The 21080-nt window shown below is 72.0% G+C and carries 22 protein-coding genes; 15 read left to right on the top strand and 7 right to left on the bottom strand.

The window, feature by feature from the left end:
• Nucleotides 1-35: 35 nt before the first annotated feature.
• Nucleotides 36-797: an isocitrate lyase/PEP mutase family protein gene (locus ACWCV3_RS20295; protein ID WP_451225800.1), complete on the bottom strand. Its 762-nt coding sequence runs from the start codon at nt 795-797 to the stop codon at nt 36-38.
• Between the two features lie 256 nt (nt 798-1053).
• Between ACWCV3_RS20295 and ACWCV3_RS20300 the strand changes: the two genes are divergently transcribed.
• From ACWCV3_RS20300 to ACWCV3_RS20310, 3 genes are read left to right on the top strand one after another with little or no spacing between them, the layout of a single operon-like run.
• Nucleotides 1054-1449, top strand: coding sequence for a DUF485 domain-containing protein (locus ACWCV3_RS20300; protein ID WP_451225803.1), 396 nt, complete (start codon nt 1054-1056; stop codon nt 1447-1449).
• Nucleotides 1446-3074 (top strand): sodium/solute symporter, encoded by a 1629-nt coding sequence (locus tag ACWCV3_RS20305; protein WP_451225806.1) that lies wholly within the window; start codon nt 1446-1448, stop codon nt 3072-3074. The genes ACWCV3_RS20300 and ACWCV3_RS20305 overlap by 4 nt, the downstream gene beginning before the upstream one ends.
• Nucleotides 3064-3507: a MazG nucleotide pyrophosphohydrolase domain-containing protein gene (locus tag ACWCV3_RS20310; RefSeq protein ID WP_451225809.1), complete on the top strand. Its 444-nt coding sequence runs from the start codon at nt 3064-3066 to the stop codon at nt 3505-3507. Before ACWCV3_RS20305 ends, ACWCV3_RS20310 begins: the two co-directional genes overlap by 11 nt.
• On the opposite strand, the gene ACWCV3_RS20315 is transcribed toward ACWCV3_RS20310, so the two are convergent.
• On the bottom strand, nt 3437-5029 hold the full coding sequence (locus ACWCV3_RS20315; protein WP_451225811.1) for a sensor histidine kinase: 1593 nt from the start codon (nt 5027-5029) through the stop codon (nt 3437-3439). The genes ACWCV3_RS20310 and ACWCV3_RS20315 overlap by 71 nt on opposite strands.
• A gap of 109 nt (nt 5030-5138) precedes the next feature.
• Here ACWCV3_RS20315 and ACWCV3_RS20320 point away from each other — a divergent pair, with 109 nt between their 5' ends.
• Nucleotides 5139-5915, top strand: a complete 777-nt coding sequence (locus tag ACWCV3_RS20320; RefSeq protein WP_451225814.1) for a response regulator — start codon at nt 5139-5141, stop codon at nt 5913-5915.
• Between the two features lie 288 nt (nt 5916-6203).
• Nucleotides 6204-6848 (top strand): dihydrofolate reductase family protein, encoded by a 645-nt coding sequence (locus ACWCV3_RS20325; protein ID WP_451225817.1) that lies wholly within the window; start codon nt 6204-6206, stop codon nt 6846-6848.
• Between the two features lie 16 nt (nt 6849-6864).
• Here ACWCV3_RS20325 and ACWCV3_RS20330 read toward each other — a convergent pair whose 3' ends face one another.
• Nucleotides 6865-7440, bottom strand: a complete 576-nt coding sequence (locus ACWCV3_RS20330) for a hypothetical protein (RefSeq protein WP_451225820.1) — start codon at nt 7438-7440, stop codon at nt 6865-6867.
• 175 nt (nt 7441-7615) lie between these two features.
• Nucleotides 7616-7843 (bottom strand): DUF2945 domain-containing protein, encoded by a 228-nt coding sequence (locus ACWCV3_RS20335; RefSeq protein ID WP_451225822.1) that lies wholly within the window; start codon nt 7841-7843, stop codon nt 7616-7618.
• 134 nt (nt 7844-7977) lie between these two features.
• Between ACWCV3_RS20335 and ACWCV3_RS20340 the strand changes: the two genes are divergently transcribed.
• Together ACWCV3_RS20340 and ACWCV3_RS20345 are read left to right on the top strand one after the other, a co-directional pair.
• Nucleotides 7978-8406: a CBS domain-containing protein gene (locus tag ACWCV3_RS20340; protein WP_451225825.1), complete on the top strand. Its 429-nt coding sequence runs from the start codon at nt 7978-7980 to the stop codon at nt 8404-8406.
• A 113-nt stretch (nt 8407-8519) separates the two neighbouring features.
• Complete coding sequence (locus ACWCV3_RS20345; RefSeq protein WP_451225828.1) at nt 8520-8903, top strand: SRPBCC family protein; 384 nt, start codon at nt 8520-8522, stop codon at nt 8901-8903.
• Between the two features lie 57 nt (nt 8904-8960).
• Here the strand turns inward: ACWCV3_RS20345 and ACWCV3_RS20350 are convergent, their stop codons facing one another.
• Nucleotides 8961-10322: a DEAD/DEAH box helicase gene (locus tag ACWCV3_RS20350; RefSeq protein WP_451225831.1), complete on the bottom strand. Its 1362-nt coding sequence runs from the start codon at nt 10320-10322 to the stop codon at nt 8961-8963.
• Between the two features lie 263 nt (nt 10323-10585).
• Between ACWCV3_RS20350 and ACWCV3_RS20355 the strand changes: the two genes are divergently transcribed.
• On the top strand, nt 10586-12655 hold the full coding sequence (locus ACWCV3_RS20355; RefSeq protein ID WP_451225834.1) for a SpoIIE family protein phosphatase: 2070 nt from the start codon (nt 10586-10588) through the stop codon (nt 12653-12655).
• A 227-nt stretch (nt 12656-12882) separates the two neighbouring features.
• Here the strand turns inward: ACWCV3_RS20355 and ACWCV3_RS20360 are convergent, their stop codons facing one another.
• On the bottom strand, nt 12883-13857 hold the full coding sequence (locus ACWCV3_RS20360) for a helix-turn-helix transcriptional regulator (RefSeq protein WP_451225837.1): 975 nt from the start codon (nt 13855-13857) through the stop codon (nt 12883-12885).
• An 80-nt stretch (nt 13858-13937) separates the two neighbouring features.
• On the opposite strand from ACWCV3_RS20360, the gene ACWCV3_RS20365 reads away from it, so the two are divergent.
• The 3 genes from ACWCV3_RS20365 (at nt 13938) to ACWCV3_RS20375 (ending at nt 16422) form a co-directional block, all read left to right on the top strand.
• Nucleotides 13938-14672: an alpha/beta fold hydrolase gene (locus tag ACWCV3_RS20365; protein WP_451225840.1), complete on the top strand. Its 735-nt coding sequence runs from the start codon at nt 13938-13940 to the stop codon at nt 14670-14672.
• On the top strand, nt 14582-15832 hold the full coding sequence (locus ACWCV3_RS20370) for a winged helix DNA-binding domain-containing protein (RefSeq protein WP_451225843.1): 1251 nt from the start codon (nt 14582-14584) through the stop codon (nt 15830-15832). Before ACWCV3_RS20365 ends, ACWCV3_RS20370 begins: the two co-directional genes overlap by 91 nt.
• A gap of 140 nt (nt 15833-15972) precedes the next feature.
• Nucleotides 15973-16422, top strand: coding sequence for an RpiB/LacA/LacB family sugar-phosphate isomerase (locus ACWCV3_RS20375; RefSeq protein WP_451225845.1), 450 nt, complete (start codon nt 15973-15975; stop codon nt 16420-16422).
• Between the two features lie 27 nt (nt 16423-16449).
• Here the strand turns inward: ACWCV3_RS20375 and ACWCV3_RS20380 are convergent, their stop codons facing one another.
• Nucleotides 16450-16815, bottom strand: a complete 366-nt coding sequence (locus tag ACWCV3_RS20380) for a DUF6479 family protein (RefSeq protein WP_451225848.1) — start codon at nt 16813-16815, stop codon at nt 16450-16452.
• A gap of 141 nt (nt 16816-16956) precedes the next feature.
• Between ACWCV3_RS20380 and ACWCV3_RS20385 the strand changes: the two genes are divergently transcribed.
• From ACWCV3_RS20385 to ACWCV3_RS20400, 4 genes are all read left to right on the top strand, one after another.
• Nucleotides 16957-17352 carry a ferredoxin gene (locus tag ACWCV3_RS20385; RefSeq protein ID WP_451225850.1) on the top strand — a complete coding sequence of 132 codons (396 nt, stop codon included), beginning with the start codon at nt 16957-16959 and terminating at the stop codon, nt 17350-17352.
• A 39-nt stretch (nt 17353-17391) separates the two neighbouring features.
• Entirely contained in the window at nt 17392-18258 is an 867-nt protein-coding gene (locus ACWCV3_RS20390; RefSeq protein ID WP_451225853.1) for an oxygenase MpaB family protein, read from the top strand.
• A 119-nt stretch (nt 18259-18377) separates the two neighbouring features.
• Nucleotides 18378-19154, top strand: coding sequence for a maleylpyruvate isomerase N-terminal domain-containing protein (locus ACWCV3_RS20395; protein ID WP_451226049.1), 777 nt, complete (start codon nt 18378-18380; stop codon nt 19152-19154).
• A 351-nt stretch (nt 19155-19505) separates the two neighbouring features.
• Nucleotides 19506-21065, top strand: a complete 1560-nt coding sequence (locus tag ACWCV3_RS20400; protein ID WP_451225854.1) for a phytoene desaturase family protein — start codon at nt 19506-19508, stop codon at nt 21063-21065.
• The last annotated feature ends 15 nt before the right edge of the window (nt 21066-21080 follow it).

Genomic DNA, 21080 nt, shown 5'->3' on the forward strand with positions numbered 1-21080 from the left:
CGACCGGGGGCGTTCCCCCCGGTCGGCCGCGTTCGCTACGGGGCCCAGGGCCCCAGCATGTCCTTCATCGTGTCCGTCAGCGCGATCTGCAGCAGCGGGCCGTAGGTGACCCGGCCGACGCCGAGGCGGCGGAAGCGGTCGAGGTCGTGCTTGACGGGGTGGGCGGTGGAGTTCACGGGGATGGAGACGGCGCCGGTCACCGAGACCAGCAGATCGTCGTCGTCCTGGATGCCGACCGGGTAGACGCTGTCGGCGCCGGCCTGTTCCATCGCCCGGAGGCGCTCGATCGCCTCGTCGAGGACGGTGGCGGGGTCGTCGGCGTGCAGGAAGAGGTCGGTGCGGCCGTTGACCCAGACCGGGACTCCCGCCTTGTCGGCCGCCGCGCGGAGGCCGGCGACGTAGGCCGCGTGCTCCTTCGTGTCGCGCACGCGTCCGCCGTCCGAGTGGACGGTGTCCTCGAGGTTGAGGCCGACGCCGCCGGCCTCGATGAGCCCGGCGACGAGGTCCGCGGGCTCCTGGCCGTACCCGGCCTCCAGGTCCACCGACACGGGGACGTCGACCGCCGCGGCGATCGGCCTGACGGCGGCGAGTACCTCCTCGAAGGTCTGGCCCTCGTGGTCCTCGGCTCCTCGGGAGTCGGCGAGCGGATGGCTGCCGATCGTCAGCGCGGGAAAGCCGGCGCCGGCCGCGGTACGCGCCGACCAGACGTCCCATACGGTCGGCAGCACGAGCGGCTTGTACTCGGCATGCAGCTTCTTCAGTCGTCGGGCGCGCTCGATGGTGGTGTTCAGGTCCATGTCCAGGACGCTACCCCCGGATCGTGGCCGGCAACGGGCCTGCGGGGCGCGGGTCGTCGGGTGGGCGAGAGACGGCGGCCGGAGACACGCGCGCGGGAAGAGCGCTGCCACGCGGGAAGTCCTCGCGACGCCGCCCGGTCAGGTGGTGCCCTCTGGCCTAGAACGGCTCCCGGCAGGGAACATGTCGACATAGCGTCATGGTCGTCCCGCACGGTCCGTCCCTTCCCGCGCCCGGCCCCCGCCAGGAGTTCACCACGTGTCCTACGACAGCTCCGAGTTACCTTCCCCCCGCCGCGAACCCAGTTGGTCGAAGGGACATGGTCCGACGGAGCCGCCGGGCCCGCGCTCCGGTCCGCACCGCACCCTGCGCATGCTGCGCCGCGCCTGTCGCTGGCAGCGGCGCGTGGCGTCGCTCACCGCGCTGGGATACTTCGCCGTCTTCCTCACGCTGACCGTCGAGACCCCCTGGCTGATGACACGTCCGGGGCCGGGCGGCCTGCCCACCGGGCTCGTCCTGGCCCTCGTGCAGATACCCGTCACCTGGCTGGCCGTCCTGCTCTACGAGGCCACCGCGAAGCGACTCGTCGACCCGCTGGCCCGTCGCGCCCGCCAGTCCTGTCCGGCGCCCGTGCACCGGGAAGGAGGCCGGTGACCGAGTTCAGCGGTCCCGCGCAGTCCTGGTCCCTGGCCGCCTTCTGCTCCGTGGTCGCACTGACCCTGCTGCTCTGCGTCCTCACCGGTCCGGACGCGGACGACCTCGCCGAGTTCTACACCGGCTACAAGTCCCTCTCGCCCCTGCGCAACGGGCTCGCCATCGCCGGGGACTACATCTCCGCCGCCACCGTGCTCACCATCGGCGGCATCGTCGCGCTGTGCGGGTACGACGGGGTGGTCCTCGCGCTCAGCGCCGTACTGTCCCTGCTCCTGCTGATGTTCCTGCTCGCCGAGCCGCTCCACAACACCGGCCGGTACACCATGGGCGACGTTCTCGGCCACCGCCATCCTGCCCGGTCCGTCCGTATCGCTGCCTGCGCCGTGACCCTGCTCGCGCTCGTCCCGATGATGATCGTCCAGCTCGCCGGGGTGGGTGAACTCCTCGCCTACGTATTGGGGTTCACCGCACCGGCGGCGAAGAACGGCTGTGTGGCCGGAGCCGGGATACTCATGATCAGTTACGCGGCGCTGGGCGGGATGCGGGGCACCGCGCTCGTCCAGATATTCAAGACGGTGATGCTGCTCGCCTCCGGCCTCGTCGTCAGCGGGCTCATCCTGCACACCTTCGGCTGGAGCACCGGGGCGCTGTTCCGGGCCGCGGCGCGCGAGAGCGGGGCCGGGCCCGCCTACCTGCGCTGGGGGCTTCAGTACTCCAGCAGCCCGCATCCCGCGCTGGACCTGGCGAGCACCCAGTGCGCGATCGTGCTGGGCGCCGGGTGCCTGCCACACGTCACCATGCGCATGTATACCGCGGGGACGCCGCGCCAGGTACGGCGTGCCATGTCCTGGGCGGTCTCCTCGGTCACCCTGTTCATCCTGATGCTCGTCCTCATCTGCACCGGGGCCACCGCCCTCCTCGGGCACGCCCGCGTCGCCGGGGCCGACCCGCGCGGCACGACCGCCTACCTGCTCGGCGCCCGCGCCGCGTTCGGCGGCGGTCTCTCCCGCTCCGAGAGCCTGCTCTTCGCCACCGTCACCACCGCCGTGTTCCTCACCCTGCTCGCCTCCGTGGCGAGCATGACGCTGGCCTGCGCGAACGCCCTCGCCCACGATCTGACGGCCTCCCGGCCGCCCGAACCGGCGCGGGAACTCGCCCTCGCCCGCTCGTGCGCCCTGCTGGTGGGTGTCCCCGTCATCCTGGTGGCCGCCCTCGCCCAGCACCGCAGTCTCCAGCCGCTGGCCACCCTCTCCTTCACGCTCGGCGCCTCCGCCGTCGCGCCCGCGCTCATCTACTCCCTCTTCTGGCGCCGCTACACCCGCGCGGGCCTGCTCGCCACCCTCGTCGTCGGCTCCCTCACCGTCCTCGCCCTCACCCCGGGCACCACCCTCGTCTCCGGCACCCCGCTGTCCGCCTTCCCCGAAGCCGACTTCGACTGGTTCCCGTACAACACCCCGGCCCTCGCCTCCATCCCCGCGGGCTTCCTGGCGGGCTGGCTCACCTCCCTCCTCGCCGGCAAAGCCACCGCCGAACGGGAACGCGCCCGCTACGAATCCACCGAGCGCCGCCTGCTCACAGGGCCGTCGGCACGGGAACGGACGGCCGGAGGCACGGATGGCCCTTGACGACTTCCAGCGCCGGGCGGAACACGTCCGGCATCTCCACGACAGGCTGAACCTGACCGAACGCGGCCGGGTGCGGACCGACGAGGAGTTCATGCTCGGCTTCGTCGGTGACGTCGGCGACCTGGCCGAACTCGTCATGGCGGCAGAGGGAGCCCGAGACGTGCCGGGCGCCCGCGCGGCGCTGGAGCACGAACTCGCGGACTGCCTGTGGTCGGTCCTCGTCCTGGCCGGCCGGTACGACATCGACCTTCGCCACGCCTTCCACCGCACGATGACCGAACGGGAAGCGGCGATCAACGCCCGCCTGAGCGCCGGGCGTCCGGACGAAGCAAAGGAGAGCGAGCGCCCGTCGCGGACCTCTCCTAGCCCGTCACGGCCTGCGGCATCGGGTCCGCCGGCTCCTCCGGCTCCGCCGGCCTGCTCGCCAGGGTGAAGACGATGCGGGTGCCTTCGGTGTGGGTGAGGTCCACCGCGATGGTGCCGCCGTGGAACTCGACGATCTTCTTGCACATGGCGAGGCCGATGCCGCTGCCCTGATAGCGGTCCTTGGTGTGCAGGCGCTGGAAGATGACGAAGACCTTGTCCGCGTACTCGGGCGCGATGCCGATGCCGTTGTCGGTGACGGCGAAGCGCCAGAAGTCCCCGTCCTGTTCGGCGGAGATGTGGATCGCGGGGGTCTGGCCGGGGCGGCGGAACTTGATGGCGTTGCCGATCAGGTTCTGCCAGAGCATGCCCATCTGCGTGGAGTCGGCGATGACGGTGGGGAGTTCGTCACGAGTGATCACCGCTCCCGACTCCTCGATGCTGACGCTGATCGCGGTGAGGGTCCGCCGCATCACCGTGTTGAGATCGACGCTCTGGTGCGTGTTGTGCACGCGGCCCACACGGGAGAAGTCGAGCAGGTCGTTGATGAGGGTCTGCATGCGGTTCGCGCCGTCGACGGCGAAGTCGATGTACTGGTCGGCCCGTTCGTCGAGCTGACCGCCGTACCGTCGCTGGAGCAGCTGCGTGAAGCTGGACACCTTGCGCAGTGGCTCCTGGAGGTCGTGCGAGGCGACGTACGCGAACTGCTCCAGCTCCGCGTTCGAGCGCCTGAGGTCGGCGGACTGCTCGTCCAGACGCTGCCGCGCCTCCTCGCTGAAGTCCAGCGCCCGCACCAGCCGCCTGCGCATGGACTCGATCTCGTCACTCAGCTGCCGCAGGTCGGCGGGACCGGTCGGGGTGATCGAGTGCCCGAAGTCACCCTCCGCGATGGTCCGGGCGTCCGCACCGATCCGCTCCAGGGGGCGGGTGATCCCTCGGCGCAGCGCCTCGCTGACGATCACCGCCAGGGCCACGATGACGGCCGCGATGGCGCCGAAGATCCAGTTCCGCAGGCGCATCGTGGCCAGCAGGTCCGCCCTGGCCGACATGCGGTCGGCACGCAGCCGCTCCTGCTGGGTGGCCATGGCCGCACGCACGTCGTCGAATACCGACTTGCCCCTTTTCGCGCTGTCGGCGGCCAGGGGAGAGGGGCTGCCGGCCGGCGACTGGGCGATCGGCCGTGCGATCTGTGCCTGCCACGTCTCGATGCGGTCCTCGACGTCCCTCAGGTCGCGCAGGCGCGCGGCGTTGCCCCGGAGAAGGTCCGACAGGGTCTTGTCGTACGTCTTCTGCTGGGCGAGTCCCCGTCGGTACGGGGCGAGGAAGTCGGCGGTGCCGGTGAGCCCGTAACCGCGGATACCCGTCTCCTGGTTGAGCAGCGCCGATTCCAGCCGGATCGAGGTCGTCAGCGCGGGCGACTTCACGTCCACGAGGTTGTCGCTGATCGTCGCGGTCCGCTGGAGGGCCCAGGCGCCGGTCGCGCCCAGCAGCACCAGGACGGACATCGCCACGGTGACTCCGACGCGAAGCCAGTGCCGGGTCGACCACCGGGACGGCTCCCGCGTGCGCGGCCACTTCTCAACGACGGTCATCCTCTGCTCTCCTCCGCGGTGACGGCCGCGATCGCGGCGGCGCAGGCATACCTTAAGCGACGACAACTGTTGTTGTCGCAGGTGGCGCGGAGGGCTTACGCTGCTGGTCATGCCTGGCAAGAACTTCGTCGTGCCGACCGCCCCGCAGGAGATGGCCGCGCTCGCGGACGCGGCGGTCGACGAGGCCGCACGGCGCATCGTCCACGAGGTCGCGGGGGAGAGTTCCCGCGGTCCCTCGCCGGACGACCCCACCTCCGCGCTGACCCGGCTGCACGTACTGACGCACCTCCAGCGGGCCGCCGAGCGCCTCCAGCGCGCGGCGGCCAAGGACGCCGCCCGCGCGGGTGCCGGCTACCCCCAGCTCGGCGAGGCCAGCGACATGACGCGCCAGGGCGCGCGCCGCCGCTGGCCGGGACTCTTCACCCACTCCCATGAAGCACCCACGGAGCAACCGATGATGACGACCCCCGCCCGCCCCTTCGACGTCCTGCTCGTCGAGGACGACGTCGCCGACGCCCTCCTCATCGAGGAGGCCCTCTCCGAGCGCGGCGCCCGGAACCTCGTCCAGGTCACCGACGGAGTCGCCGCGCTGGAGCACCTGCGTTCCCCGGACAGCGTCCGGCCCGACCTCATCGTGCTCGACCTCAACATGCCCCGCATGAACGGCCGCGAACTGCTGCAGATCCTCAAGGCCGACGAGGATTTCCAGACCATCCCCGTCGTCGTCCTCACCACGTCCTCCGCGCCCGACGACGTCGCCGGCGCCTACCAGGGCCACGCCAACGCCTACGTCACCAAGCCCGTCAACCTCGTCGAGTTCGAACAGGCCGTCCAGAGCATCGACGCCTTCTACCTGGAAACCGCGACCCGACTGCCCCGCCCCTGAGGCCCGCCGGCCCGTTCCGCGGGCCGCCGACCCGGTGACCCCGAACGCCTGGTACCGGGATCGCCCATGGACCGACGCCGATGAGCACGGTCTCCTCCGGCAGGGAGCCGGGCCCACGGTGTCCGCGGCCTCCGGCCCGGCACCGACCGCCTGGGTTCGCGGACCCCGGTCACCGAGCGGGCCGACGCGGGCTTGGCGTAGAGGGGCTGATCGCCTGTCGAGGCGCTCCGATGAGTTTCACTGGTCCCACCGGTCTCAGCGCCGTTGTCGGTCACTCGGGAGGAACGCGTGGGGCAGTTGTTGCGGGTGCAGAACTTCAATGCCTCCAGTGACGGAATCGCGGCCGGCGAGGAGCAGTCGCTGGAGAGGCCGTTCGGGCATGTCGATCCCGGCAGGCTGTTCGCGTGGGCCGGGGCCACGGCGAGTTGGCCGATGCGGACCGACGGAGGCGGGAGCCGGGGGCTGGACGACTACCTCACGCGGGACTACGCGCGGAACATCGGCGCGGAGATCATGGGGCGGAACAAGTTCGGCCCGCAGCGCGGACCTTGGCAGGACCTGGAGTGGCAGGGATGGTGGGGTGACGAACCGCCCTTCCGCACACCGGTGTTCGTGCTGACGCACCACGAACGGCCCTCGATCACGCTGTCCGACACCACGTTCCACTTCGTCGAGGGCGAACCGGCGGAGGTACTCGCGCGGGCCAAGGAGGCGGCGCGGGGGAAGGACGTACGTCTCGGGGGAGGGGCCACCACCGTCCGGGAGTTCCTCGACGCCGACCTGGTCGACACCCTGCACGTGGTGGTCTCGCCGGTGAAGTACGGGTCGGGAGTGCGGCTCTGGGATTCCCCGGACGACCTGCTGGACCGGTTCCACCGGGACGTCGTCCCGAGCCCGAGCGGGGTGACGCACCACCTGTTCTGGCGCGGGTGACCGGTACTCGGGGCGGCTACCTCTCGGGGCCGCCCCGATACGGGGGCCGTCGTCCCTGTTCCTTGTCCGCTCCGGTCAGGGCGTCGGTGACCATGCGGGTGGCGAAGTCACGGTCGTCGGACATCCGGTTGATGTGCTCGGCGAGCAGAACGGCCGTTCCCTCCAGCGGGTTCATCTCGGCGTCGGTCCAACGCCCGTACTGCGCCCGCCACAGGCTCGGGCTCAGACCGAGGCCGGAGGAGATGAGCAGCCCGGCCATGACGGGGATGACCTCGGGGCAAAAGGTCTGCGGCATCTGGCGCATGGTGCTCACGAGGGTGCACACCACGGTCTCGATGACGTCCTGGTCGTGCGCCTCGCAGGCCAGCCGAAGCCACTTCATGTACAGGTAGATCAGCGTGCAGGTGCCGTCCAGCAGCGCGTCGAGCTCGGCGGGTCCCAGGGACGCGGCGAACTGGTCGAGCAACCGCTGGTGTTCGGGATCGACCTCGGCCTTGTTGCCGTAGACCGCCTGGAGCCGGGAGTCGATCATCAGGAGCGCTCCGCCCACGTCGCCGACGGGCGCCTTCGAGGGGTCGCAAGGTGATGACACGGCACTCCTCCCACGAGGCCGCGACGGTCCGCGCGGCGTGCCTTCACGGTAGACCGCGAACCGGACGACGGGTCCGTGATCCGGAGGAATCACCGAAAGCTCGTGGGCGCACGGCTCGATACCGGCGCCCACGCCGAAGTGCCGGTGAGCGTTCCGGACGCCCGTGCCGGTGTGTCTACTTCCCCTTCTTCTTCAGCGCCGACGGCTTGTGCACCGCGGTCCGTCCCGACTTGTCGCTGCGGACCTCGTACTGGGGGTCCTCGGGGGAGGCGTCGACCGTGCGGCCGGCGGCCTCGGTGCGGCCGGTGATCTTCCTTTCCACCTTGCCGGTGGTCTCGGTGCCGTGGGTGCTCCAGGCGACCTTGTCGCCCTTGGCGGGGCGGTCCTTGCCGGAGGCGTTCATAGGGACTCCAGGGTGAGAGGCGTGTGTGTCCTACCACCCTGGCCGGGCGCCGGCTCGTTCGCACCCGGGCACGGGGTCGTCGGCGTGTCGGTGGGTACCCGGTGGGGCGCAGCACCGAGCAAGGAGGAGTGGCGATGGACAGCGCTCGCGAGATCATGACGGGGAACCCCACGACGGTGGACGGCCGCGAGTCCGTCACCTCCGTGGCGCGGACGATGCGCGACGACGGGGTCGACGTCGTGCTCGTCGTGGAGGGCGGCGCGCTGCGGGGGCTCGTCAGCGACCACGACCTCGTGGTGCACGCGCTCGCGGAGGCGGCCGACACCGGGCGGACGACCGTGGCCGAGTTGGTGCGCGGCGGGCTCGTCACCGTCGACATCGACGACGGTCTCGACAACGTCGCCCGGCTGATGGAGGAGAACTCGGTCCGCCGGATCGCCGTCATCGAGAGCGGTTCCCCGGTGGGCGTCATCGACGCCGGCGACCCGCGCCTCCAGGGCCGGTCGGGCCGTATCGACTCGCCCACCCCGGAGCACGCCCGCAAGTCCCGCGGCGACGGCTGATCCGCCGGCCGGGGCCACCCGTGCCGGTGATCGGCCGACGCCCGTAACCCGCTCGCCGCGCGTCCTTCTGCCCGCCCTCGTACTGTGGGCCGGACATCGCTGGGAGGACTGTCATGCGGCACACCGTCACGGTCGCGGGCCCCGCCGCGCCCGACGTGGTCTGGGAGCGGTACGCGCGGTACGAGGAGTGGACGCGGTGGGCGCCGCACCTGCGTGCCGTCCACACGGAGGGCGACGTCATCCGGCCCGGCGCCCGGGGGGAGGTCGAGGTCGCGGGGTCCCTGCGCGGGCGGTTCGAGATCATCGAGGTCGACGAAGCGAAGGCTGCCTGGGCCTGGAAGGTCGACTTCCTCGGCATCCGGCTACTGGTGGGCCACACCATGGAGCCGCTGGGTACGGGTACCCGGGTCGCCGTCCATCTGACGGCACCCGTACCGGTACCGCTTCTGTACGCGCCCGTGGCCGGCTGGGCCCTGCACCGGCTGACCCGCGTCTGACCCGGCCCGGTGCCGACCTCAGCGGTGGGTCACGACGCCGCGCCTTCCGCCGAGCGCTCAGCGGCCCCGCCGCACCTGCGCCGCCCGCCTGGCCTCCGCCAGCTTGCGGGCCTCACTCGTCTTGCGCGACGGCCGCCCGCCGGAGGTGTCCTTGCTGGAGCCCATGCCGCGGAACGGCGCGTTGGTGTTCTTGGGATGCGACGAGGGCCCGCCGTCCAGCGGGGTGCCGGAGGGCCTGCGGGCGCCGGTGATGCGGGTGAGCGCCGCTTCGCCGGAGCGCACCTTGGTGACCGCCGGCTCGATTCCGGCCTCCGACATCACCGCGCTCAGCTCGCGCCGCTGGCCCGACAGCACCAGTGTGACCACGCTGCCGGAGCCGCCGCCGCGCGCGGTGCGGCCCGCCCGGTGCAGGTAGTCCTTGGCGTCGGCGGGCGGGTCGACGTTCACGACGAGGTCGAGGTCGTCGATGTGCAGGCCGCGCGCGGCCACGTTGGTCGCCACCAGCGCGGTGACCTGTCCGTCCTTGAACTGCGCGAGGGTACGGGTGCGCTGCGGCTGCGACTTGCCGCTGTGCAGGGCCGCCGCGTGCACCCCGCTGGCCCGCAGGTGCCGGGTGAGCTGGTCGACGCCGTGCCTGGTGTCCAGGAACAGCAGGACCCGGCCGTCGCGCGCGGCGATCTCGGTGGTGACGGCGTACCGGTCCGGTCCGTGCACGACGAGGACATGGTGGTCCATCGTCGTGACCGCGCCCGCGGACGGGTCGACCGAGTGCGAGGCCGGGTCCTTGAGATGGTCGCGGACCAGGCCGTCCACGTCGCCGTCCAGGGTCGCGGAGAACAGCATGCGCTGACCGTCGGGCCGTACCTGCTCCAGCGCCTCGGTGACCTGCGGCAGGAAACCCATGTCGCACATCTGGTCGGCCTCGTCGAGGACCGTGATCCGGACCCGGCCCAGCCGGCACGCCTTGCGCTCGATCAGGTCGTGCAGCCGGCCGGGGGTGGCGACGACGACCTCGGCGCCGTCGCGCAGCGCGGCGATCTGGCGGCCGATCGACATGCCGCCGACCACCGCTGCCATCCGCAGTCCCAGCGCTCCGGCGTAGGGGGTGAGCGCCTCGCAGACCTGCTGGGCCAGCTCACGGGTGGGTACCAGGATCAGGGCCAGCGGCTGCTTGGATTCGGCCCGGCGGCCCGCCGTACGCGCGAGCAGCGGCAGGCCGAAGGCGAGGGTCTTGCCGGAGCCCGTGCGGGCACGTCCCAGGATGTCGCGCCCGGCGAGGGCGTCGGGAATGGTGGCGGCCTGGATCGGGAAGGGCTCGCGCACGTCGAGTTCGGCGAGCTTGCGCCGCACCGCGGGCGGCAGCTCCAGGTCGGCGAAGGAGGTGACGGGCTGCGACTCGGCGGGGTCCGGGTGGTTCATGACAAGCCTTCCGCAAGAGGGGACGTACCGAGGAAGGCCCGGTAGGACGAGGTACGGCGACCGGACGGGCGGGGTCACCGGCCGTCACTACCGTGCAAAAGTTTCACGCTAACACAGGGGACCTACCAGGGTCCGGTCGGCCTGGTACCCCGATCCGCCCGCGAAGGAGCGGATCAGGAGGTGCGCGGCATAGTGGTATGAACTGATGCGAAAGGCGCGCCCCCTGTACCGGTATCGGGGCGGTCGAGGGGAAGGCGACAGGTATGGGTGCCAAGGACCTGTGGGAGCACGGGCCCGGGCCGGCCGAGGACCGGAAGGCCAGGGCGTCCGGCGGCCTGCTCGACCTGCTGCACGCCTCCGCCGTGGTCATGGACGCCGTGGGCCGCATCGTCCTGTGGAGCCCCGAGGCCGAGCAGCTGTTCGGCTACGCCGCCTCCGAGGCCGTCGGCCGGCTGATCGAGGACCTGCTCGCCCTGCCCGAGGACGCGCAGCGCGTTCACGAAGTGCTCGAGCAGGCCCAGGTCGGCACGACCGTCGTGGGGGTCTTCCGTGCCCGGTGCAAGGACGGCTCGACCCGTTCGGTCGAATACCGCAAAGGCCGTCTGCACGACCCCGAGGGAAACGTGCTGGGGCTGGCGCTCGCCGCCGACGTCGACACCCTGCGCCGGCTGGAGGGCGACCTCGCCCTCTCCGAACTGCTGATCAACCAGTCGCCCGTCGGCCTCGCCGTCTTCGACACCGAGCTGCGCTGGCTGCGTATCAACGACGCACTGAGCACGGCCAACGGGGTGACCGAGGCGGAGGTGGTCGGTCGGCGGCTGGAGGACACGCTGCCGGATGTGGACACCGCGGCCATCGAGTCCGCGATGCGGCGGGTGCTGCGCACCGGCGAACCGATCCTCGACCACCGCACCATCGGCCGCGTCCCGGCCGACCCGGACCACGACCACGCCTGGTCGGAGTCGTACTACCGGATCGAGGACCGGCGCGGAGAGGTGCTGGGGGTCGCGGTGTCCGTCGTCGACGTCACCGCCCGCCACCTGGCCGCCGCCGAGATCGCGGCCGCGCACCGGCACCTGGCGGCCCTCTCCGAGGCCAGTGCCGACATCGGCAGCACGCTGGACCTGCGCCAGACGGCGCGCGAGCTGGCCGAAGCACTGGTGCCCCGGTTCGCGGACCTGGCCACGGTCGACCTGCTGGAGTCGGTCTCCACCGGACGGCGTACCGCGCCGGGTGACGAGGACCGGTTCGTCACCGTCGCGGTCGCCCCGGCCGATCCGGACGACGACATGGGTGGCGCCGCGCTGTGGGAGGACCTCGACACCGAGGAACCGGCCCCGATGACGCGCCGCAGTGTCCAGGAGGGGGCACCGGTGATGATCCCCCGCGTGGACGCCGCCGCGCTGCGCCGGATCTCGGGCGACGAAGGGGCCGTCGCGGCGCTCCGGAAGGCGGGCGTGCGCAGCTACCTCGTGGCGCCGCTGGTCGCTCGCGGCACCGTGCTCGGCGTGCTCAGCCTGTACCGCACGGGCAGCACCCGCCCCTTCGACAGCCGTGACCTGCAGATGGTGTGCGAGATCGTCGGGCGGGCCGCCGTCAGCGTGGACAACGCCCTGCTGTACGGCCGCGAGCGGGACACCGCGCTCACCCTCCAGCGCAGCCTGCTCCCGCAGACCCCGCCCGAGCAGCCGGAGGGGCTGGAGATCGCGGTCGGCTACCGTCCCGCGGGCAGCGGCACCGATGTGGGCGGCGACTGGTACGACGTACTGCCGCTCAACGACGGCAAGGTCGGTCTCGTGGTCGGTGACGTGATGGGCAGCGGTGTCCGGGCCGCCGCCATCATGGGCCAACTGCGCACCACCACCAGGGCCTTGGCCCGCCTCGACCTGCCGCCGGCCGAGCTGCTCGGCCACCTGGACGAGACTGCCGCCACGCTCAGCGAGTCCTTCGCGACCTGTGTCTACGCGGTCTGCGACCCCAGGCGCGGCACCTGCACCTTCTCCAGCGCCGGCCACCTCCCGCCGGTCCTCGTCCAGCCGGACGGCGAGGCCACCCTTCTCGCCGTTCCCACCGCCGCACCCCTGGGCGTCGGCGGGGTGCCCTTCGGCACGCTGGAGGTCAAGCTCCCCGAGGACTCCCTGCTCGCCCTGTACACCGACGGCCTGGTGGAGACCCGGTACGACGACATCGATGTCGGACTGCACACTCTCTGCCGCACGCTGAAGCGTGCCACCGGCTCCCTCCAGCAGACCTGCGACAGACTCCTCGACACGGTCGACCCCACGTCGGCCGACGATGTGGCACTGCTGCTGGCGCGGTTCGGCGGGGTGTAGGTCAGCGGCTCCGATCCTGCCCCGACGGGGTTGCCGTACACGGCTCTTCCTCCGACCGATCCGGGCCGTACGCAGTTCCGGCAGGGGTGTCGATGAAACCGGTGGTGAGCCGGCCGGCGGTGCTGTGCGCCGTGATCGCGATGTCGGCGCCACGGGCGCACGCGGCGTCGCGGCCGGCCTCAGGTCGCGGTGATCACGGCAAGGGTCCTGCCGCGGCGATCCGGTACCTACTGCGGCAGTTCTTCCGGTCTCCGCTGGGCGGCCTCGGTGAGACGGGCGGCCAGATTCCCGATCGCCTGCCGCAGCTCGTCGGGATGGTGGATGGTGAACGGCCACTCCAGGGAGGCGAGCAGGTGGGCCATGCCGTCCAGCCGTTCCGCCTGTGCGTGCATCAGGACGCCGGAGGGCCGGGCGGTGAGGGTCATCGCCGGGTGAGGTAGCCGGCGGGCGATCTCGTCGAGAGGGCCGTGGATCGTCACCTCGACCTGCCAGCGATAGGTCCCCTGAGCGAGGGTCGAGGTCAAGTGGGCCACGGGATCGAAGCCCTCGGGTGCGGTGAAGCCGTCGGCCCGGGGGGTGACGGAGGCGATGCGGTCGATGCGGAAGGTGCGCAGGCCGTCGCGGAGGTGGTCATGGCCGACGACGTACCAGCGGCCGGTGTGGAAGACCACGCCGTAGGGGTCGATGTCGCGTTCGGTGTGTTCCTGGCGCCAGGACCGGTGGCTGATACCGACGGTCGTGCGGGCGCGGGAGGCCTGGGCCAGGGCCAGCAGAACGCCGGTTCCGGGTGCCTGCCCGACCACGGGGTTGGCGGTGAAGAACAGGGTCTCCCGCATGGCGGCGAGCGGTTCACGCAGGGCGTGCGGGAGCACCCGCTCGATCTTGGCCAGGGCGCCGGCGCTGGCCGGCGCGGCCGTACCCATGCCCAGACGTTCCGCCGAGAGGAGGCCGAGAACGACGGCGAGGGCCTCGTCATTGGTGAGGACCAGAGGTGGCATGCGGTAGCCGCGGGCCAGCCGGTAGCCGCCGTGGCGGCCGCGTTCGGCCTCCACGGGGATCCCCAGGTCGCGAAGGTGGGCCGTGTAGCGGCGCACGGTGCGGACGTCGGTGTCCAGGCGGTCTGCCAGCTCCGCCCCGGTGAGCCGGACGTTGGACTGGAGGAGTTCCAGCAGGGTCAGTACACGGATGAGGGGATGCGACATGGATCACTCGGCATTTCAGGGCGGATTCTGTCCTGTATCGATCCTACGCTCGTCGCAGCACCTCACTTCAGGGAGATCACATGGCCACCTTCGTCCTCGTTCCCGGCGCCTGGCTCGGGGCATGGGCCTGGGAAGACACCGTCCGCGTCCTGCGGGAGCAGGGCCACACGGCGCTGCCGCTGACGCTGACGGGACTGGCCGAGCACGCGGACCAGGGCGGACTCGAGACGGATCTGGACGCGCACATCGCGGACATCACGGAGTTCGTCGTGCGGAACGATCTGCGCGACGTCACGCTGGTCGCGCACAGCTACGCGGCTGCCCCGGTGACGGGGGCAGCCGGACGACTCGGCGACCGGCTGGAACGCGTGGTCTACGTGGACAGCGCCCCGTTCGCCGCGGGCATGTGCATGCTCGACCTCATGCCGCCTCAGGCAGTGGAGCAGCAGCGCCGACAGGTCGCCGCGTCCGGCGACGGGTGGCGGCTGCCGATGCCGCCGCTCGAGGTCCTGGGCTTGTCCAGCAGTCTCGACGGGCTCGGTGAGGGCCAGCGGGACGCCCTGCGCTCGCGTGCCACCCCTCAGCCGTTCGGCACCTACACCCAGCGCCTCGCCGGCCCGGTCGAGCCCGGTCCCGGCGTGGACCGTGTCCTGATCGCCTGCCACGACTTCACAGGGCTGCTCGACGCCGGCGTACCGATGCTGGCCTACCTGAACCAGCCGCCGTGGCGGCGCTTCGACCTGCCCACCGGGCACTGGCCGATGCTGTCCGCACCCGCCGAGCTCGCCGACATCCTCGACAAGGCCGCCTCCTGACCGCGCCGGCCGCGGGACACAGCCCGACGCTCGACACCGAAAGCGTCCGCCGGCCGCGGGCCCACGCCCAGGCCCTGGCCGGCGGAGCACGGGAGGCATCTGCCGAGGCGGTCGTCCGACGTGTCTTCGCCATCCAGGCCCAGGACGCCACGGCCGCCGCCCTGGGCATCCGGGTACGTGGCCGGGACATCACCACCCGGGCAGTCCGCACGGCATACGAGAAGGAGCGGAGCATCGTCCGGGGCTGGTTCATGCGCGGCACCCTGCACACCATTCCCGGCGACGACGTCCGCTGGGTGTCGCGCTTGCTGTCCCCGCGGATCCTTGCCGCAACCAACCACCGCTACCGGCAGCTGGGCCTGGGCGATGATCTGCGCCGGCGCGCCGACCAACTCGTCCGGCGCGCTCTCGCCGCGCACGGCCCACTCACTCGTGCCGAGCTGACCGCGCACCTCACCACCCTCGGCATTGCGCCCGACGGGCAGGCGCCGTTCCACCTGATCCGCCACGCAGCACTCACCGGCGTCCTCTGCCACGGCCCACAGCGCAGCGGTGAGGCCACCTATGTACTGCTCGACGACTGGCTGCCCACCACGGGGCGCTTGCGGTGGGAGGGCGACGCTGCCCTCGCCGAGCTGGCCCGCCGATACCTGGCCGCGTACGCCCCCGCCACCTTGGAGGACTTCGCCGCCTGGTCCGGGCTGCCGGTCACCTGGGCCCGCACGACCTGGAGAACGCTGACGAAATCCGGCGCGATCACCGAGTGCGGCACGATGACCATGCTTGCCGGGCAGGCGAAAGAACTCCCGGCCTCGTCCGGCACCCCGGACGTTCGCATGCTGCCTGCCTACGACAACTATCTGACCGGGTACCGCACCCGCGAGGTGTCCGTCCCCGCTCTCCACCAGACCCGCGTCCGGCCTGGAGGCGGCCTTGTCCGGCCCACCGTCATCGCCGACGGCCTGGCCATCGCCACCTGGACCCGTGGCCCCGGCTCGCGCTCCGTCCAGGTGGCTGCGTTCGACCCCGTCCCGGCTGGGATCGAGCAGGGGATCGACATGGAGAAGGAGGCCATCGTCGGCTTTCTGCGGCCCACCGCACAGCCGGCCCGCATCCCGATCGGGCGGCCGCGCAGCCGACCAGGCCGTCGAGCGGTCTGATCTCGGTGACGTCCACCACCAGGATCCGTTTCCACAGGCCGCACCCTGTCCCGGGCCGTGGCGGAGACGCGCCCCGCTCCGCCCTTGCGCGTTGGGTAGCGTGGGATGCCGTGACAGGCGAAGCGAGAAAGGGATGACCCGTGCGGATCTCCGTCTCCTCCGACATGGACGAACCGGTGGCGCGTCTGCTCGTGGCCGAGCTGCGTGAGCGCGGTCACGAGGTGCGCGAGCACGGCGCGCTGCGGGCCGGGGCGGACCCGCAGTGGGCGGTGTGCTCGGAGGCGGCCGCGCGAGAGGTGGCCGAGGGCGCGGCCGAGCAGGCTGTCGTGTGCTGCTGGACCGGCACCGGCGCCTCGATCGCCGCGAACAAGGTGCCCGGGGTGCGCGCCGCGCTGTGCGCCGACGCCGCCACGGCGGAGGGTGCGCGCCGCTGGAACGACGCCAACGTCCTCGCGCTCAGCCTGCGCCTCACCTCGGAGCCGCTGCTGAGGGAGATCCTCGACGCCTGGTTCGCGACCGCGCCGAGCCACGACGAGGAGGACCGCCGCAACGTGGCCCACGTCGAGACACTCGACGCACGGCCACGCTGAGGCGGTCCCCGCGGAGGGACCGGCGACTCAGTGGGCGCCCAGACCGCCCCCGCCGAAGGAGCCGCTGGACCCCTCGCTCCAGCGCGGGCGGTCCTTCTTGTCACTGGGCCTGGTACGCATGTTGTGGAGTTCGTACGGGGTGAGCGCGCGCCCGCCCTTGGGGGTCACCGGGATCTCGTCGGGTTCCCGGTTCTCCTGTATCTCCCGAGTCGCGCCCTCCGGCGGAAGGTGCGGTTGTTCCTCGGCGCTGGGGCGGGGCGGTTCCCTGTCCTTGATCCGGCTGTTGATCCAGAAGCCGCCCCCGAGCAGCGCCAGCACGGCGATGGCCACGACGAAGAGCACCAGGCTGATGAGCCCGCTCGGTGCCGCCAGCTGTGTCGTTGCGGTGTTCATATCAGTGGAGTACCCCATACAAACCACGCGAACCGGACACTTTGCGTGGTTGTCCGTAGCACCCGGTGCCCCGTGGCACGTCGGCTCCACCAGGCCCTCGCCCACGCGTTTACGCCGGCGTGCCACGGCTACCCGCCCCCTGTGACACCTGCGTCCCACCCCTCACGAGACCAGCTCTACCAGTTCCTGGAGGACAGATTCGCCTGTGCCCAGGCCTGCTCCGACTGCGCGCGGGCCTGCGCGGTGCGTGCCAGCCTCGTCGGCTCCTACGGCACCGCCGGACAGGAGCGCGCCCGGCGCCTCGGGATCATGTGCGCCGAGGTGTGCGACACCACGTGCCGTGCGCTCTCCGAGGAGGGCAGCGCGGACGGCGCGGGCACCGAGGACGAGATCAGGCTCCAGCTCGAATGGTGCCGCTCGCTCTGCGTCGAGGCGGCCGAGGCGTTCGACGGCCAGCCCGGTGCCGAGAACGCCGCCAATGCCTGCCGCACCTGCGCCCGGGCGTGTACCGACTTCATGGCGGCCCTCGCCGCTTGACCCTGTCCGCGCGCGGCGCGCGCGGCGTAGCCTTCGGGCATGGGCGAGGCGCGCGCACGCGATCCGGGCCTGTTCACCCCGGCCTCGGTGACCTGGCAGCTCCACGGCGACCCGATGATGTGGATCGCCGGCATCCGCGCGCTCTACCTCCAGGCCCTGCATCCGCGCGCGGTGCGCGGTGTCCTGCAGAACTCCGACTTCCGTCGCGACACCTGGGGCAGGCTGCTGCGCACCGCGGACTTCGTCGGCGTCACCACCTACGGCACCACCGAGGACGCCGAGCGCGCCGGGAAGCGGGTGCGCAGGATCCACAGCCTGCTGACCGCGACCGACCCGGACACCGGTGAGTGCTACGGGATCGGTGAGCCGGAGCTGCTGCTCTGGGTGCACTGCGCCGAGATCGCGTCCTACCTCCACGTACTGCGCCGCTCCGGCTTCCCGCTCACCGGTGCGCAGGCCGACCGCTACCTCGCCGAGCAGCGGGTCGGCGCGCGTCTGGTCGGCCTCGATCCGGCCCGGGTCCCCGCCGACCGGGCCGCACTCGACCTCTACTTCCAGCAGGTCCGTCCCGGGCTGGCCGCCGGACCCGAGGCCCGCGAGGTCGACGACTTCCTGCGCCGCCCTCCGGTTGATCCCCTCCTCGTCCCGGCCCGAGCCCTCCTGTGGCGCCACGTCGCGGGCCTCGCCTACGCCTGTCTCCCCACCTGGGCCCACGCCCTCTACGGCCGTCCCGCACCCCCGCCCGCCAAGGTGACCCGCCACCTGCGCACCACAGGCACCCTCCTGCGCGCGATCCCCGGCTCCCTGCGCCGCCGGACCCCGCCCCGGCACCTGCTGCACGCGGTCGCCCACCTGGGCCCGTCGGCCCGCCCCGACCCGGCACGTGTGCCGCGTATCCGGCCGTGATCAAGAGGCAGCTCCGGTGAGGTCCTTGATCCACATCATCGCGGCGCGAAGGTGGCGGCCGGTCCGCGGAAATCGCTGGTACGCCTTCGCCGCGCAGTGATAGAAAACCCCGGGTGACCATGACAATGGACTTCCCTGAGCTGCTGCGCCTGATCGACGAGCGGTCGGCCGCCTTCCGGGCCGCGATCGCCTCCGCGCCCAGCCTCGATGTGCAGGTTCCGACCTGCCCCGAGTGGACGCTGCTCGACCTGGTGCACCACCTGGGCGGGGGGCGGCGCGCCTGGGCCGCCACGGTCGCGGCCGGGCCGGACGCCTCGGGCAAGCTGGCGGGAGAGGGCCTGGCCGCACCCCAGGAGCGCGAGGCCCTGCTCGCCTGGCTGGCCGAGTCGACGCAGCAGATGCTGGACGCGTTGCGAGACGCGGGACCGGAGCGCGGCTGCTGGACGTGGTGGGGCTCGTCGCAGTCGCCGCCGACCTGCGGCGCCGTCGCCCGGCACCAGCTCCAGGAGATCGCGATGCACACCTACGACGCCCAGCTCGCCGTGGGCGCCCCGGAGCCGCTGCCTCAGGAGGTGGCGCTCGACGGTGTCGAGGACTTCCTGTTCACCTGCTGCACCACGACGGTCGCCTGGCCGCACAAGCCGGCCGTTGTCGACTATCACGTCACCGGGGGCGGCTCCTGGCGCCAATCGCTCTCCGCCGACGGTTCGCGGGCTTTCCGTCTGCCCGGATCCGGCCCCGCCGCCGGCGAGGACTCGGAGTCGGTCGACGTCTCCGTCCGGGGTGCGGCGAACGACCTGGTCCTGGCCTTCTACGGTCGCATCCCGCTGGATTCCCTGAAGCTCGAAGGCGATCGGCACCTCTTCGACCTGCTGGAGGAGTGGGACATGGAGTAGGGCTGCCTGGAGCAGGACCGCGCACGCAGAGTGCGTATCCGGTTGTGATCATTCTGGGACGTCGCTCTCGCGGCGCGGTCTGATCCGGTGGACCGTGTTCCGTGACGCGAGGCGACTGTGCGATGCGGAGTGGCAGTTGATCGAGCGTGATCCGGCACTTCGAGAGCGGCGGCCGGTCGAGGGCATCGGCTGCGAGGTCACGGTCGGCGCCGACGGCGGCGCCGCGGGAGCGAACTGCACCGACTGAGGTCCATCGTCCGGATCATGCCGGACCCCGCGAGCCCCGGCGTGATCCGCACGTCGTGCCGTGGCCCCCTACCCGGTGAAGATCAGCCGTGCTACCAAGAACCCATGCCTGCACACGAGGGAACCCGGACCTACGACGCCGTCATCGTCGGCGGGGGACACAACGGCCTGGTCGCGGCCGCCTACCTGGCCCGCGCCGGGCGCTCGGTCCTGCTGCTGGAGAGGCTCGGGCACACCGGAGGCGCGGCGGTGTCCAGCCGGCCGTTCGCCGGGGTGGACGCGCGGCTGTCGCGGTACTCCTACCTTGTCAGCCTGCTGCCGGACAAGATCGTCCGGGATCTCGGGCTGGGGTTCCGGGTGCGGGGGCGGACCATCTCCTCCTACACCCCCGTCGAGCGCGGCGGCCGTGCCACCGGGCTGCTCGTCGGGGGCGGCGAGGAGCGCACCCGGCGTTCCTTCGCCGAACTGACCGGCGATGAGAGCGAGTTCATCGCCTGGCAGCGGTTCTACGGCATGACCGGCGAGGTCGCCCGACGGGTCTTCCCGACCCTCACCGAACCGCTGCCCACCCGCGCCGAACTGCGCGCCCGTGTCGGCGACGACAACGCGTGGCGGGCCTTGTTCGAGGAGCCGATCGGGGTCACCGTCGAGGAGAACTTCCGCGACGACCTGGTCCGGGGTGTCGTCCTCACCGACGCGCTGATCGGCACCTTCGCCGACGCCCACGACCCCTCGCTCGCCCAGAACCGCTGCTTCCTCTACCACGTCATCGGCGGCGGCACCGGCGCCTGGGACGTTCCCGTCGGCGGCATGGGCGCCCTCACCGACACCCTCGCGGACGCGGCCCGCGCGGCCGGAGCCGAGATCCTCACCGGGCACGAGGCCGTCCGTGTCGACACCGACGGCCGTACCGCCGAGGTCACCTACCGCACCGCCGACGGCGAGGGCGTCGCCGCCGCCCGGCACGTCCTGGTCAACGCCTCCCCGCGCGAACTCGCCGCCCTCACCGGCGACCCGGCGCCCGAGCCCGCCGAGGGCGCCCAGCTCAAGGTGAACATGCTGCTCGAGCGGCTGCCCCGGCTCAAGGACAGCTCCGTCGACCCGCGCGAGGCGTTCGCCGGGACCTTCCACATCGCCGAGGGCTACCGGCAGCTCGCCACCGCTCACGCCCAGGCCGCCGCCGGTGACCTCCCGCAAGCGCCGCCCTCGGAGATCTACTGCCACTCCCTGACCGACCCCACCATCCTCGGCCCCGGCCTCGCCGAGCGCGGCTACCAGACCCTCACCCTCTTCGGCCTGCACACCCCCGCCCGCCTCTTCGCCCACGACAACGACGCCGTACGCGAGGAACTGCTGAAGGCCACCCTCGACCAGCTCGACGCCCACCTGGCCGAACCCCTCGCGGACTGCCTTGCCCTCGACGCCGACGGCCGCCCCTGCATCGAGGCGAGGACCCCGCTCGACCTGGACCGCGACCTCGGCCTGCCCGGCGGCAACATCTTCCACCGCCCCCTCACCTGGCCCTACGCCGAGAACGGCACCGGCCGCTGGGGCGTGGAGACCCGGCACGCCAACGTTCTGCTGTGCGGCGCCGGCGCGGTGCGCGGCGGCGGGGTCAGCGGGGTGCCCGGACACAACGCGGCGATGGCCGTGCTGGGGGAGTGACACCGGCCGCCGAGG

Source organism: Streptomyces sp. NPDC001781, assembly GCF_053596035.1.

Bases quoted from the DNA above. Each gene is read 5' to 3' on its own strand.
- ACWCV3_RS20315 (WP_451225811.1), bottom strand. From the start codon at position 5,029: ATGACCGTCGTTGAGAAGTGGCCGCGCACGCGGGAGCCGTCCCGGTGG.
- ACWCV3_RS20295 (WP_451225800.1), bottom strand. From the start codon at position 797: ATGGACCTGAACACCACCATCGAGCGCGCCCGACGACTGAAGAAGCTG.
- ACWCV3_RS20400 (WP_451225854.1), top strand. From the start codon at position 19,506: ATGCCTGCACACGAGGGAACCCGGACCTACGACGCCGTCATCGTCGGC.
- ACWCV3_RS20335 (WP_451225822.1), bottom strand. From the start codon at position 7,843: ATGAACGCCTCCGGCAAGGACCGCCCCGCCAAGGGCGACAAGGTCGCC.
- ACWCV3_RS20355 (WP_451225834.1), top strand. From the start codon at position 10,586: ATGGGTGCCAAGGACCTGTGGGAGCACGGGCCCGGGCCGGCCGAGGAC.
- ACWCV3_RS20310 (WP_451225809.1), top strand. From the start codon at position 3,064: ATGGCCCTTGACGACTTCCAGCGCCGGGCGGAACACGTCCGGCATCTC.
- ACWCV3_RS20345 (WP_451225828.1), top strand. From the start codon at position 8,520: ATGCGGCACACCGTCACGGTCGCGGGCCCCGCCGCGCCCGACGTGGTC.
- ACWCV3_RS20390 (WP_451225853.1), top strand. From the start codon at position 17,392: ATGGGCGAGGCGCGCGCACGCGATCCGGGCCTGTTCACCCCGGCCTCG.
- ACWCV3_RS20350 (WP_451225831.1), bottom strand. From the start codon at position 10,322: ATGAACCACCCGGACCCCGCCGAGTCGCAGCCCGTCACCTCCTTCGCC.
- ACWCV3_RS20360 (WP_451225837.1), bottom strand. From the start codon at position 13,857: ATGTCGCATCCCCTCATCCGTGTACTGACCCTGCTGGAACTCCTCCAG.
- ACWCV3_RS20365 (WP_451225840.1), top strand. From the start codon at position 13,938: ATGGCCACCTTCGTCCTCGTTCCCGGCGCCTGGCTCGGGGCATGGGCC.
- ACWCV3_RS20320 (WP_451225814.1), top strand. From the start codon at position 5,139: ATGCCTGGCAAGAACTTCGTCGTGCCGACCGCCCCGCAGGAGATGGCC.
- ACWCV3_RS20340 (WP_451225825.1), top strand. From the start codon at position 7,978: ATGGACAGCGCTCGCGAGATCATGACGGGGAACCCCACGACGGTGGAC.
- ACWCV3_RS20380 (WP_451225848.1), bottom strand. From the start codon at position 16,815: ATGAACACCGCAACGACACAGCTGGCGGCACCGAGCGGGCTCATCAGC.
- ACWCV3_RS20395 (WP_451226049.1), top strand. From the start codon at position 18,378: ATGACAATGGACTTCCCTGAGCTGCTGCGCCTGATCGACGAGCGGTCG.